Genomic DNA, 11,854 nt, shown 5'->3' on the forward strand with positions numbered 1-11,854 from the left:
AGGCCCGCATCACACCCGCGGAACCGTGACCCGCTTGCTACGGGCGGGTAGCTTCCGCAGCGTACGCGGCATGGCACCGCGCACACCCCCGTTCGCGCTCGCCCCCGGTCCTCCGCGCCCGGCCGGCGAGGAGACACCGACCTCCCTTGGAGCCGTGATGCCCGAAGCAGTGATCGTCTCTGCCGCCCGCTCCCCCATCGGACGCGCCGGCAAGGGCTCCCTGAAGGATGTGCGCCCCGACGACCTGACGGCCGGGATCGTCCGCGCCGCCCTCGACAAGGTCCCGGAGCTGGACCCCCGCGACATCGACGACCTGATGCTCGGCTGCGGCCTGCCCGGCGGTGAGCAGGGCCACAACCTCGGGCGCGTGGTGGCCGTCCAGCTCGGCATGGACCATCTGCCGGGCTGCACCATCACCCGCTACTGCTCCTCCTCCCTCCAGACGACGCGGATGGCGCTGCACGCGATCCGGGCCGGGGAGGGCGACGTGTTCGTCTCCGCCGGCGTCGAGTCCGTCTCCCGGCTGGCCAACGGCTCCTCCGACGGCATCCCCGGCACCCACAACCCCGTCTTCGCGGACGCCGAGGCCCGCACGGCGGCCCGCGCCGAGCAGGGCGGCGAGGGCTGGCAGGACCCGCGCGAGGCGGGGGAACTCCCGGACGTCTACATCGCCATGGGGCAGACGGCGGAGAACCTCGCGCGTCACAAGGGCATCACCCGGCGTGAGATGGACGAGTTCGGCGTCCGCTCGCAGAACCGCGCCGAGCAGGCCATCGCGGACGGCTTCTGGGAGCGCGAGATCACGCCCGTGACCACCCCCGACGGCACCGTCGTCAGCAAGGACGACGGGCCGCGGCCCGGTGTGACGCTGGAGGGCGTCGAGGGGCTCAAGCCGGTGTTCCGGCCGGACGGGCTGGTCACGGCGGGCAACTGCTGCCCGCTCAACGACGGTGCGGCGGCGCTGGTGATCATGTCCGACACGAAGGCACGCGAGCTGGGTGTGACCCCGCTCGCCCGCATCGTCTCGACCGGCGTCTCCGCGCTCTCCCCCGAGATCATGGGCTACGGCCCCGTCGAGGCCAGCAACCAGGCGCTCGCCCGGGCAGGCATGTCGATCGGCGACATCGATCTGGTCGAGATCAACGAGGCGTTCGCCGCCCAGGTCATCCCCTCCTACCGGGACCTGGGCATCGACCTGGACAAGCTGAACGTCAACGGGGGCGCCATCGCCGTCGGCCACCCCTTCGGCATGACGGGCGCGCGCATCACCACGACGCTGCTCAACTCGCTCCAGTGGCACGACAAGCAGTTCGGCCTGGAGACCATGTGCGTGGGCGGCGGCCAGGGCATGGCCATGGTGCTCGAACGCCTCAGCTGAGGCCGCACAGGCGCCCGCGCCGGGTGCGCCGGGGCGCCCGGATGCGATAACAAGGGCGAGACCGAAGCGGCCCCAGGATGTGACATACACCCTGGGGCCGCGGTTCCTGTGCAGGTCACAGCGGTGCGACGGAACGACGGTTCCTTTCCCACCTGTCCACTTCAGGGTGGTTTGCTCTAACGTCGAAGAGCGCCCGCGACAACGCTGTTGTAGGAATTCAGGGGGTCATCAGGGGTCAGGGGGACCGGAACAGGAATCGGGAGTACGTCAGTGAGCGCCATATCCCTCATCCTGCTGTGCGCCGCGGCCACGGCCACCGCGCTGGGCGGAGCGGCACTGCACACCGCGCGCGGACTGCGCCGCCAGCTGACGCAGCTGCGCACACAGCTGCACGAGCTGTCGGCCGAGCGCGCCGGGCAGACCTCGGCCGTGCCGCACGCGCGGGACGGCCGCACGGAGCCCGCCGCCGCGGAACCCGCGGGCGGACGGCCGGTGTCCGGACCGTTCGCCGAGGAGATCCGCGCCGCGGTCGCCGCCGCGCTCGCCGACGAACGGGAGCGCGAACTCGCCGAGGCACGCGCCTTCTGGGCCGCACAGGAGGCCCGCGACACCGGGCCCGGCTCCGGCTCCCTGCTCGCCGGCCACGGCACCGAGTACGAGATCGTCGACAGCGAACTGTCCGACTTCGCCGACTCGTTGGACGCGCTGGGCGACGGCGAGGAGTGGCCGGCGCCGGGCGACACCGGCGAGGTCTTCATCCCCCGCCAGGCCGGCCCCGACGAGCGCGACATCGACGTCCCCGAGTCGTTCCTGGAGACGCTGGAGTCGCTGGAATCCCTGGAGTCCCTGGGCTCCCCCGAGCCGCCGGAGTCCGGTGAGCCCTCCGGCGCCGTCCCGCCGTGCCGCTCGGGCCCGCACGCCGATGCCCCCGGTGAGCCCGGCGCCGACGACCCGGCCCACGCGCCCGCCGAGGAGCCCACGAGCCCCCGCGGCCGGGACGAGGACGGCCCCGAGGAGGAGTCCGCCGAGCTGGCCGCCGCCCGGCGCCGGCACCCCTCGCAGCCCGACTTCACGCTCTCCGGAGAGCCCGTCGTCCCCGGCCACGCCCCCTCGCACGCACCGACCGTCGCCGACCACGAGCGCACCGTCGAGCGCCTGGCCGAACTCGCGGACGCCCGCACCCCGTTGGCCGATGTCCGGCCCGGCCCGCTGGGCACCCTGGACGTCTACGTCTTCGAGGACGGCACGACCGTGTGCCTCTCGCCCGGCCACCGGGCCACCAGCGAGGCGCTCGCGGACGCGCTGCGGCTGGGGGACCCGCCGGTCCTGCTGGGCGGCTCGGGCGTCGCCGGCTCCTATGCCCTCACCTTCGGCTTCGCCGACGGCAGGACGGCCTATCTGCTGGCGGACCGCGTCATCACCTCGGTGTGAACCGGCGCGCGGCCGGGCGGCCTCAGTGGATGCGCGCGTCCGCCGCCCGCACCTCGGCGAGCGCCTCCGCCAGTTCGCCGGCCGCGCCGGCGGACGGCGCCCCGGCGAGCGCCTGGGCCAGATCGTGCCCCGCGACGGCGAGTTGATCACCCACGGCGAAGATCCCGGCGTCCGGGAGCGTCCTCGGCTCCCCGCCGCCGGGGCCGCCCCCGGCGAACTCCAGCCGCTGCGCGCGGTACGCGAGGTCCTGCGCCAGCGTCAATCCCTCCTGCGCGGCACCCCGCGTCAACCTGCTCTGCGGCAGCGCCCGTAGCCGGTCGGCGAGCCGTTCCACGGCGGTGATCAGGGGCGTTGTGTCGACGGAGGGCATCCGGTAAGCCTATGCGCCCGTTCCGGGCTGTTGCCAACGCCGTCACGCTCAGGCAACGTGGCGTCAAGGACTCACCGAAGCGTCCGGAGGCGCCGATGTCCCAAGTCTTCTCGGAAGAGACCCACCGGAACCTGCTCTCCCGCATTCCCCACTGCACGGGCCGCGAAGTCTCCGAATGGCTGCGCGCCGTGGACGAAGGGCCCTCCCTTCTCCGCTTCGAAGAGAAGGTGAGCTGGCTCCGCGGCGAGCACAACCTCGCCTACGGACACGCGAAGGCCATCATCCACGAGCACGACCTGCGCCGCGCCGCCCGCAATCTGTAACCCCGGACCGAGGAGATGAACCGCCGGGTGTGAACCCCCGGACAGCGAAAGGCCCGGAAGGCATCGCCTTCCGGGCCCTTCCCGTCTCCGCGCCGCCCGGCCGGGGCCGGTGGCGCAGCGGTCAGTTGTCGCCCTGCAGGATGGCGACCAGCCGCAGGAACTCCATGTAGATCCACACCAGGGTGAGCGTCAGGCCGAACGCGGCCAGCCAGGACTCCTCCTTGGGGGCGCCGTAGGCGATGCCGTCCTCGACCTGCTTGAAGTCCAGGGCCAGGAACAGCGCGCCCAGCACGATGCCGATGACGCCGAACAGGATGCCCAGGCCGCCGCTGCGGAAGCCGAGGCCGTCACCGCCGCCGAACACGGCGAAGAGCATGTTGACCGCCATCAGCAGCACGAAGCCGATCGCCGCGGCCATCACGAAGCGGTAGAACCGCTGGGTGACACGGATGATCCGCGTCTTGTAGAGCACCAGCACCGCGGCGAACACCGCCATGGTGCCGATCACCGCCTGCATCGCGGCGCCGTTGACGTATCCGTCGACGAAGTTGCTGAGCGCGCCCAGGAAGAGGCCCTCGAAGACGGCGTAGGCCAGGATGAGCGCCGGCACCGCCTTGCGCTTGAACGCCTGGATCAGCGACAGCACCATCGCCACGAGCGCGGCACCGACGGCCAGGCCCAGCGACATGTCGGTGACCCACGCGACGGCGGCGGCCACGATGACCAGGCCGACGGTCGTCCCCGTACGGGCGACGACGTCGTCCATCGTCATCCGGCCGGCCTGCGGCGGGGCCGCCGGCGGCGCTGCGTAGGGGCTGCCCGCGGTCTGCGGCTGGGCGTACGGGTTGGCCTGCTGCGCGTAAGGGTTCGTGGCGTACGGGTTCCCGGCCTGCGGCTGCTGCTGAGCCTGGAAACCGGCATAGCCGTTGTCGCGGCTGAACCCCCGACGCGAGAAGACCGGGTTGCTGCTCCTCATCTCACTCCTCCATGGGCCGCACGGCACGGCCTCCGCTCCAGCGTAATGCGTCAGTAAAAACAGCACGCTAGTGCAGAAACAACAACGGAGGAAAGGCACGGATCGTTCCCGTTCCCCCGGGTGGCGCGCACCGTCGGCGCGTCCGGGAACCGGTGCGCCGGAGGGGCAGACGGGAACGCCCCCATCGTGTTACTTTCTACACTGCTGTAGTAATCCCCGTACAGCAGTGCGCCCGGGCCGGGCACCCGTCGGCCCGGGCACTCCCCATGGTCCGGGCCCGGCGCATCCAGGTGCGTGCGGCCCGGGCCTCCGGTTCCGGCGCCGGGCGAGACCCCGCCGCCGGAACCCCTGGAACTCCCGGCCCCCCGGTTTCCCGGCCCCCGAGCCGCCGCTCCCGGCGGCCGGTCACGAGCGGACGAGCAGCACCGCCCCGGCGAGCACCGCGCCCAGCACCAGCGCACCGGCGCCGAACGCCAGCCGCCGCGCGCGCAGGACCCGCAGCACCGGCAGCGCGTGGTCCACGGCCAGCCGCCCCGGCCCGGTGAGCGCGAGCCCCGCGGCGGCCACCGTCAGCAGCACCTCGTACTCCACCCCATCGGGCGCGAAGAAGCCGCCGCCCCACTTGACGGCGAGCGCGTTGAGCATCGTCCCGAACACGGCGGCACCGGCCAGCGGGGTGAGCAGCCCGACGGCGAGGCCGAGCCCGCCCAGCGTCTCGGTGAGCCCGGCCACCACGGCCATCGCCTTGCCGGAGGGGTAGCCGGCCGAGCCGAAGAACGCGGCGGTGCCGTCCAGCCCGCCGCCGCCGAACCAGCCGAAGAGCTTCTGCGATCCGTGCGCGGCCATGGTCAGCCCGACGACGAGCCGCAGCACCAGCAGCCCGGCGTCGATCCCGGACTGTTCGGTGGCGGCCCCCTCCCCCGCGGGCGCCGTGCCGGGCCGGGCGACGGGGGGATCGACGGGCGGAGCGGTGTGGGGGGACGACATGAGCGCGAGCCTCCTGAGTGCGGACCGGCGAACCGGCAGACCGGCGGACCGGCAACGTGTACGAGCCAAGTAGTTCAAATTCGAACTCAGCAGACGGTACACAGCAGGTTCGAATTTGAACAACCCCGTACAATGGGCCGCATGGCTGAGACCAGGTGGCTCGACGAGCGGGAGATGGCGGCCTGGCACGGCTTCCTGGAGGCGACCAGCCGGGTCTCCCGGCATGTGGAGACCCAGCTCAAGGAGGACGCGGGCCTGTCCCACGCGCAGTACGAGATCCTCGTGCGGCTCTCCGCCACCGAGGGCGGGGAACTGCGCATGACCGAACTCGCCGAGGGCCTGTTCACCTCCAAGAGCGGACTCACCTACCAGATCGGGCAGTTGGAGAAGCGCGGGCTGGTGCACCGCCGCTCCTGCCCCACCGACGTCCGGGGCGTCCTCGCCGTCCTCACCCCCGCCGGCCGCGAGGCCCTGCGCCGCTCCGCGCCCGGGCACGTGGCGGCGGTGCGCGAGGCGCTGATCGACGTCCTGGAGCCGGACGAGCTCGACGCCCTCGCGCGCGCCCTCGGACGCGTCGGCGGCCGGCTGCGCCCGCACCCGGCCGACTGAGCCGCACCGGATCCCGGCGCGACCGCCGGACGCGGCCGGGCTGCGGGCACACGGCCCGGCTCAGCCGGGCGGCGGGGGCAGCAGATCGAGCGGCGGGATCAGCACCTCCTCCTCGTAGTCGAGGTGCGCCTCCAACTCCCGGGTCATCCGGACCAGTTCCGCACGGAAGCGCTCCGGGTCGCTCTCCGCCACGCCGTCCAGCAGCGCCACGAGGCGGGCCCGGAGCGCGTCGACGACCCGGTGCTCGGCACGCAGCCGCTCCACGGCCGGCGCCAGATGCGGATGGGCGCGCAGGATCGCCGGGAGCGCGCCCTGCTCCTCCAGGGTGTGGTGGGTGTGCAGGGACTCGCAGAACGCGAGGCAGTGCTGCCGGATCCGCAGCCCCGGAACCGCCGGCGGGGCCGCCGTGCCGCCCCGTTCCCGTGCGGCGAAGTACGCCTCCGTCTCGTCCCGGACATGCCGCAGCTGTGTGCGCAGCCAGGTGTGCACCTCCCGCAGCTTGTCCCCGAAACCGGTGAACGGTGCGTCCACGTAGGGGCGTTCGAGCCGGACGACGGGCAGGGCGCGTGCGGTCGCGGCCTGGTGGTCGGCGTAGCCGGGCGCGCGCTCGACCACGTGCGCGAACGCCCGCTCGCGCGCCGCCCCTTCGAGGGGAACGGCGACGGCGCCGAAGTCGTCCTCGCCCACCTCGACGCGGACCATCGGATGGGCCAGCAGATTGCGGTACCAGTCGGGGTGGCGCGGGGCACCGCCGGCCGAGGCGACGACGAGCAGCCGGCCGGGGCCCGGATCCCCGCTCTCCGGCTCCTCGCGGACGAAGCCGAGCGGCACGGTCTGCTCCCGCCCGGTACGGGCTCCGACGGTGGTGAGCAGCAGCAGATCGCCGCCCTCGAACATGCCGCCGACGCGACCGGCGTTGGCCCGGAACTCCTCCACGACGGGCCGGTTGACGTCGCTGACGCGGGCGGGCGGATGGCTGAAGGGCAAAAAGAACCTCCTGGTCGAGGCCGGGGGCCCGGACGGCACGGAGCGGCGCGGCACTGCGTGGCGCGGCACGGCGCTCCTCGGCGCACGGCGGCTCGGCAGGGCACGGGCGCGTGCCGAGCGGGCACCCCGGAAGGGAAGAAAGCAGGGAACGGAGAAGAGCACGCGAGAAGGGCGTGCTCGCGGTGTGCGGGTCAGCGGGCGGGCCGGCCGGTGTCGCTCGGCTCCGTGCTGCGCTGCGTCAGATGGCGGCTGTCTTCATCAGGCCGCTCCTCGGGTCCGGTGCCTCCATGCCATCGCCGTCCTCCCGGTCGATGTCACGCGACACGAGGGGTCATTGAAGTCGGCGCACCCGGGGCCGTCAAGAGCCGGGCGCGGCAGCAGCGGTCCCGCACCGGTGGGCGCGGGTCAGCCGTACAGCTCCGCCAGGCTCCGCTCCAGCTGTCCGCGCGCCTCGGCCGCGTCCACGACACCGAGCAGCACATATGAGGCGAGCCCCTCCGCCTGCGCGACCAACGCCCGGGCGGCCGCGCGCGGTTCGAGCCCTTCGGGGACGGTGCCGGCCCGCTGCTCGGCGGACAGCAGCGCGGCCATCCGGTCGTGGAACCCGGCGTAGAGGGCGCGCAGCTTGGCGGCGATGGCCTCGTCCGCCAGCGCCCGCGCGATGAACGACTGGCGCACCCGCAGATGCGCGGTGGACGCCGCGTCGTACGGGATCAGTTCGTCCAGGACGATGCGCAGCACCTCGGCCGGGCGCGCCTCTTCCAGGGGCCCTTCGGCGCGCTCCCGGATGCGTGCCTCGCTCAGCTCGTTGCCCCGGTCGAACGCGGCCTCGATCAGCCGCTGCTTCGCCGGGAAGTAGTGCTGCACCCGGCCGGGCGACACACCGGCCCGCCGGGCGACCTCCGTCAACGACACGCCGTCCAGGCCGAGTTCGACGACGACGGCCAGCACGGCGTCGGCGATCTCCGCCCGCCGCTCGTCGTGGTGCCGGCCCGGTCCACGGGGGCGTGCGGGTCGGTTCGGCATCGGTTGGCTCCTCCGGTCGGCCACCGGCCGACGGGCGCGCCTCGCCGACCGGGACGCACTTTACCCATGCGTCCGCATTGGAAAGAAAGGGCTCCGGCTTTACGATGTGAGCACATCGAAATGGGAGGGTTGCTGTGCCGGGAAGCGTGCGGGCCGACGGGCGGCGCCCGAGAGGCTCGCTGCGGCGGGGCGGCGCGCCGTGGCGGGTGCTGGCGCTGGCCTGCTCGGCGCAGTTCCTGGTCGTGCTCGACGTGTCCGTCGTGAACGTCGCGCTGCCGGCCGTCCGGGACTCCCTCGGCTTCCGCTCCGGCGGCCTCGCCTGGGTCGCCAACTCCTACGCCCTGGCCTTCGCCGGGTGCCTGCTGCTCGGCGGGCGCCTCGCCGATCTGTACGGGCACCGACGGGTGTTCGCCCGCGGTCTCGCGCTGTTCACCGGAGCGAGCCTCGCCGGCGGGCTGGCCACCACCCCCGCGGCGCTGCTCGCCGCCCGCACGGGCCAGGGGCTCGGCGCCGCCGTCCTCGCACCCGCCACGCTGACGCTGGTGACCGCCGCCTTCCCCGAAGGGGCCCGCCGCGCCCGGGCGTTGGCGGTGTGGACGGCCGTCTCCTCCGCCGGCGGCGCCGCCGGGAACGTGCTGGGCGGGCTGCTCACCGAGACCCTCGGCTGGCGCTCCGTCCTGCTCGTCAACGTCCCGGCCGGCCTCGCCCTGCTCGTCGCGGCACGCACCGGCCGCACCCCCCGCAGCCCTCGCACCCCCCGCAGCCCTCGCACCGCACCGGCACCGGAGGCTCCGGCACCGGGCCCGGGCCGTCCGGCCCGGCTGGATGTGCCGGGAGCGGTCACCGCGACCGCCGGGGCCGCCGCGCTCACCTACGGCCTCAGCAGCGCGCAGGAGTCGGGCTGGGGCGCGCCCGGGACGCTGTGCGCCCTGCTCGGCGGGGCCGTGGCGCTCGCCGTCTTCGCGCTCGTCGAAATCCGGTACGCCGCACGGCCGTTGCTCCCGCCCCGGCTGCTGCGGCTGCGCGCCGTGGCCGTGGGCAACGCCCTGATGCTGCTGGCGGGCGCCTGTCTACAGACCCCCGTCTGGTACTTCCTCACGTTCTACATGCAGGACGTGCTCGGCTACTCGGCGCTGCGCACCGGCCTCGGCTTCCTGCCGCACACGCTGGTCGCCGTGGTGGTGGGCGTCCGCGTCACGCCGTATCTGATGCGACGGCTGCCGCACCGCACGCTGATCGTGACCGGCGCCCTCGTCTGCGCCGCCGGCTTCCTGTGGCAGAGCCGCGCCGGTGCCGGCGACGGCTACCCGGGCGGCGTTCTCGGCCCCGCCGTCGTCTTCTCCCTCGGCGGCGCGCTGTTCAGCACCCCGGCGACGGCGCAGGTCACCTCCGGCGTCCCGGCCGCCGACGCGGGCGCCGCAGCGGGCCTGATGAACACCGCCAAGCAGTTCGGCGGCGCCCTGGGGCTGGCCGCCCTGCTCTCCCTGTCCGGCGACGCCGCCCGCCCGGACGACCACACCGCCGTCTTCCTCGCCATGGCGGCCCTGCTGCTCGCCACCGCCGCGCTCGCTCTCCTGCTGCCCCGGACCCGCACACCGGACTGAGCCCGGCGGTCGCCGTGCACGGCTCCCGGCACCCTGACGGCCTGCGCCCCGGCGGCTCAGAGCGCGTGGCCGCCGGCGACCTGGAGCACCTGGCCGGTGATCCAGGCAGCCCGGTCGGAGGCGAGGAAGACGACCGCGTCCGCGATGTCCTCGGGCGTCCCGACCCGGCGCAGCGGAATGCCGGGCAGCACCCGCTCGACGAGGTCGTCCGGCATGACCCCGGTCTGCACCGGCCCCGGCGCGACGGCGTTGACGCGGATGCCCCGCGGCCCCAGGTCGAGCGCGGCGCCCCGGGTGAAGCCCTCCAGCGCGGCCTTCGAGGTGCCGTAGGCGGACTGCCCGGGGAAGGCCCGCGCCGCATCGGTCGAGATGTTGACCACGGCCGCCGGTCCGCCCGCGCGGGCGAGCGCGGCCGTGAGCAGAGCGGGCGCGAAGGCGTTGACGCGGTAGGTGCGCTCCAGCGTGCCGAAGGTCAACTCGTCCACCGCGTCGGGAAGTTCGCAGTGCGCCGCGTTGTTCACCAGCACGTCGACGGGGCCGAGCCGGGCGGTGACGGCGTCGAGCAGTTCCCCGGCGGCGCCGGCCACGGCGAGATCGGCGGGGAAGGCCGCGGCATCGGCCGCGCCGTCCGCCCGCAGCCCGCGCACGGCCTGCTCGGCCCGCCCGGCGTCCGCCGTGACGTGCTCGTACGACACCCCGGCAGGCACACCGCCGTCGCCGCCGTCCCCGCCGCCGCTGTCCCGCGCGCCACCGCCGTCCGCCCCGTCGCCGCCCGGGAACCAGTGCACGCCCACCCGCGCGCCGAGCCGGGCGAAGGCCCGTGCCGTCGCCTCGCCGATGCCGTGCACGGCGCCGGTCACGAGGACCGTCCGGCCCTCCAGTCCTGTCCGCATCGCAGCAGCCTGGCATCCGACCGCACCCCGCTCCACCCCTTTCCGGGGCGGCACCGGCCCGCAGCGCCGTTGCGCCATCCGGCCCGCCGGCGTGCCCGGCGCACGGCGCGGCCCGTTAGCCGGGGACGGGCACAGCCCGCGGACGACCGACCACGGCACGGCAGACGGACGGCGGCACGGCAATGGGACAGATCGGGAAATTCGAGCGGGCCATGGAGCGCTGGACGGCCCGGGTGTGGGAGGCGGTGCGCGGGCCGCGCCCCCCGCGCCTGGAAGTGGTGGACGTGCTGCGCAAGGAGTGCGACGACAAGGCCATGATCCTGGGCCACGCGCGGGCCATGGTGCCCAACCACTTCACCATCGAACTGCCGCCCGAGAGCCACGCCCTGCTCGCCCCGCACCAGGACACGCTCGGCCTCCAACTGGCCACGCTGATCCGCCGGTACGCCGCCGAGCGCCGCTACGTCTTCGCCGGACCCGTCGTCGTCCGGCTCGCCCGGCACCCCGAGGCGGTGCCCCGCTACCGGGTACGCAGCGCCGTCCGCGCCGCCGTCCGCGTCCCGGCCGCCGGCCGGGACGACCGCACCCAGCTGCTGCCCCTGCCGACGGAACCGCCCTGCCCGCCCCCGGCGGCCGGACCACCGCCACCGCCCCGGCCGCCCGGTACACGCCGGCCGCCCCATCCGCCATTCCCGCCAATCCCCGCCGTCCCGTCCGAATCGCCGGTCGGGCTCACGCCGGACGGCGCGCCCCGGGCCGATATTGGGCCTGGATTGCCTTCGCGAGAAACGGAGACCCGTCAGTGGTGACAGAGATGGCGAACGGAGACATGGAAGTGTCGATGCAGCTCAGCGACTGCGTCGACGAGGACGTCGAGGCGGTCTTCGGGATGATCGGCGCCGTCTACCCCTCGGACTGGGAGACCGGAGCCACCCGGCAGGGCCACAGGGAGGTCTGTGTATGGACGACGCAGTTCGACATGGCCCCGGACAGTCCGCCCGCGCAGCCGGTGGAGCTGGCCCAGGACGTGGCCGCCGAGTTGCAGGGCGCGCCGCGCGCCGTGCGGAAGCTCCAGGCCGTGCTCGGTGACGCCTTCCACGTCAGCGAGGAGATGGTCGTCGCCGGGGACCAGGAACTCCAGGTCCAGCTCCGCCTCCGCAACCGCTGACACCCCGGCCGCACCGCCCGGCCCCGGCACCGCAGCCGGCCTCCGCACACCCGCACTCCCCCACTCCCCCACGACGGACCGCCCACCGCCCACCGCACCCAG

At 74.3% G+C, this 11,854-nt stretch carries 13 protein-coding genes; 7 read left to right on the forward strand and 6 right to left on the reverse strand.

The window, feature by feature from the left end:
- The first annotated feature begins 157 nt into the window (after positions 1-157).
- Both SCA03_RS09170 and SCA03_RS09175 read left to right on the forward strand, forming a co-directional pair.
- Positions 158-1,378: an acetyl-CoA C-acetyltransferase gene (locus SCA03_RS09170; RefSeq protein ID WP_030892490.1), complete on the forward strand. Its 1,221-nt coding sequence runs from the start codon at positions 158-160 to the stop codon at positions 1,376-1,378.
- 270 nt (positions 1,379-1,648) lie between these two features.
- Positions 1,649-2,809 carry a hypothetical protein gene (locus SCA03_RS09175; protein WP_086814611.1) on the forward strand — a complete coding sequence of 387 codons (1,161 nt, stop codon included), beginning with the start codon at positions 1,649-1,651 and terminating at the stop codon, positions 2,807-2,809.
- Positions 2,810-2,831: 22 nt separating this feature from the next.
- Here the strand turns inward: SCA03_RS09175 and SCA03_RS09180 are convergent, their stop codons facing one another.
- Positions 2,832-3,179, reverse strand: coding sequence for a hypothetical protein (locus SCA03_RS09180; RefSeq protein ID WP_030892485.1), 348 nt, complete (start codon positions 3,177-3,179; stop codon positions 2,832-2,834).
- Between the two features lie 95 nt (positions 3,180-3,274).
- On the opposite strand from SCA03_RS09180, the gene SCA03_RS09185 reads away from it, so the two are divergent.
- The gene (locus SCA03_RS09185) at positions 3,275-3,502 is read left to right on the forward strand and encodes a DUF4287 domain-containing protein (protein ID WP_030877586.1); all 228 of its coding nucleotides are present in this window, start codon (positions 3,275-3,277) and stop codon (positions 3,500-3,502) included.
- Positions 3,503-3,623: 121 nt separating this feature from the next.
- Here SCA03_RS09185 and SCA03_RS09190 read toward each other — a convergent pair whose 3' ends face one another.
- Both SCA03_RS09190 and SCA03_RS09195 read right to left on the reverse strand, forming a co-directional pair.
- Entirely contained in the window at positions 3,624-4,478 is an 855-nt protein-coding gene (locus SCA03_RS09190; RefSeq protein WP_030877583.1) for a Bax inhibitor-1/YccA family protein, read from the reverse strand.
- Between the two features lie 405 nt (positions 4,479-4,883).
- On the reverse strand, positions 4,884-5,465 hold the full coding sequence (locus SCA03_RS09195; protein ID WP_030877580.1) for a DoxX family protein: 582 nt from the start codon (positions 5,463-5,465) through the stop codon (positions 4,884-4,886).
- 141 nt (positions 5,466-5,606) lie between these two features.
- Here SCA03_RS09195 and SCA03_RS09200 point away from each other — a divergent pair, with 141 nt between their 5' ends.
- Positions 5,607-6,074: a MarR family winged helix-turn-helix transcriptional regulator gene (locus SCA03_RS09200; RefSeq protein WP_037865728.1), complete on the forward strand. Its 468-nt coding sequence runs from the start codon at positions 5,607-5,609 to the stop codon at positions 6,072-6,074.
- A 60-nt stretch (positions 6,075-6,134) separates the two neighbouring features.
- On the opposite strand, the gene SCA03_RS09205 is transcribed toward SCA03_RS09200, so the two are convergent.
- Both SCA03_RS09205 and SCA03_RS09210 read right to left on the reverse strand, forming a co-directional pair.
- On the reverse strand, positions 6,135-7,061 hold the full coding sequence (locus tag SCA03_RS09205; RefSeq protein WP_268932837.1) for a nitroreductase/quinone reductase family protein: 927 nt from the start codon (positions 7,059-7,061) through the stop codon (positions 6,135-6,137).
- 405 nt (positions 7,062-7,466) lie between these two features.
- Positions 7,467-8,087: a TetR/AcrR family transcriptional regulator gene (locus tag SCA03_RS09210; RefSeq protein ID WP_086814612.1), complete on the reverse strand. Its 621-nt coding sequence runs from the start codon at positions 8,085-8,087 to the stop codon at positions 7,467-7,469.
- 134 nt (positions 8,088-8,221) lie between these two features.
- Here SCA03_RS09210 and SCA03_RS09215 point away from each other — a divergent pair, with 134 nt between their 5' ends.
- A complete protein-coding gene (locus tag SCA03_RS09215; RefSeq protein WP_230988557.1) occupies positions 8,222-9,691 on the forward strand; it encodes an MFS transporter in 1,470 nt (489 codons plus the stop codon).
- A gap of 56 nt (positions 9,692-9,747) precedes the next feature.
- Here SCA03_RS09215 and SCA03_RS09220 read toward each other — a convergent pair whose 3' ends face one another.
- On the reverse strand, positions 9,748-10,584 hold the full coding sequence (locus SCA03_RS09220) for an SDR family NAD(P)-dependent oxidoreductase (protein WP_141275295.1): 837 nt from the start codon (positions 10,582-10,584) through the stop codon (positions 9,748-9,750).
- Between the two features lie 182 nt (positions 10,585-10,766).
- On the opposite strand from SCA03_RS09220, the gene SCA03_RS35705 reads away from it, so the two are divergent.
- Both SCA03_RS35705 and SCA03_RS09230 read left to right on the forward strand, forming a co-directional pair.
- Entirely contained in the window at positions 10,767-11,393 is a 627-nt protein-coding gene (locus SCA03_RS35705; RefSeq protein ID WP_051846667.1) for a DUF3662 domain-containing protein, read from the forward strand.
- A 5-nt stretch (positions 11,394-11,398) separates the two neighbouring features.
- On the forward strand, positions 11,399-11,752 hold the full coding sequence (locus SCA03_RS09230) for a hypothetical protein (protein ID WP_030877560.1): 354 nt from the start codon (positions 11,399-11,401) through the stop codon (positions 11,750-11,752).
- The last annotated feature ends 102 nt before the right edge of the window (positions 11,753-11,854 follow it).

Origin of the sequence: Streptomyces cacaoi, from assembly GCF_006539165.1 — a bacterium.
Classification (GTDB): domain Bacteria; phylum Actinomycetota; class Actinomycetes; order Streptomycetales; family Streptomycetaceae; genus Streptomyces; species Streptomyces cacaoi.

Bases quoted from the DNA above. Each gene is read 5' to 3' on its own strand.
- SCA03_RS09190 (WP_030877583.1), bottom strand. From the start codon at position 4,478: ATGAGGAGCAGCAACCCGGTCTTCTCGCGTCGGGGGTTCAGCCGCGAC.
- SCA03_RS09185 (WP_030877586.1), top strand. From the start codon at position 3,275: ATGTCCCAAGTCTTCTCGGAAGAGACCCACCGGAACCTGCTCTCCCGC.
- SCA03_RS09200 (WP_037865728.1), top strand. From the start codon at position 5,607: ATGGCTGAGACCAGGTGGCTCGACGAGCGGGAGATGGCGGCCTGGCAC.
- SCA03_RS09195 (WP_030877580.1), bottom strand. From the start codon at position 5,465: ATGTCGTCCCCCCACACCGCTCCGCCCGTCGATCCCCCCGTCGCCCGG.
- SCA03_RS09180 (WP_030892485.1), bottom strand. From the start codon at position 3,179: ATGCCCTCCGTCGACACAACGCCCCTGATCACCGCCGTGGAACGGCTC.
- SCA03_RS09230 (WP_030877560.1), top strand. From the start codon at position 11,399: ATGGCGAACGGAGACATGGAAGTGTCGATGCAGCTCAGCGACTGCGTC.
- SCA03_RS09170 (WP_030892490.1), top strand. From the start codon at position 158: ATGCCCGAAGCAGTGATCGTCTCTGCCGCCCGCTCCCCCATCGGACGC.
- SCA03_RS09220 (WP_141275295.1), bottom strand. From the start codon at position 10,584: ATGCGGACAGGACTGGAGGGCCGGACGGTCCTCGTGACCGGCGCCGTG.
- SCA03_RS09210 (WP_086814612.1), bottom strand. From the start codon at position 8,087: ATGCCGAACCGACCCGCACGCCCCCGTGGACCGGGCCGGCACCACGAC.
- SCA03_RS35705 (WP_051846667.1), top strand. From the start codon at position 10,767: ATGGGACAGATCGGGAAATTCGAGCGGGCCATGGAGCGCTGGACGGCC.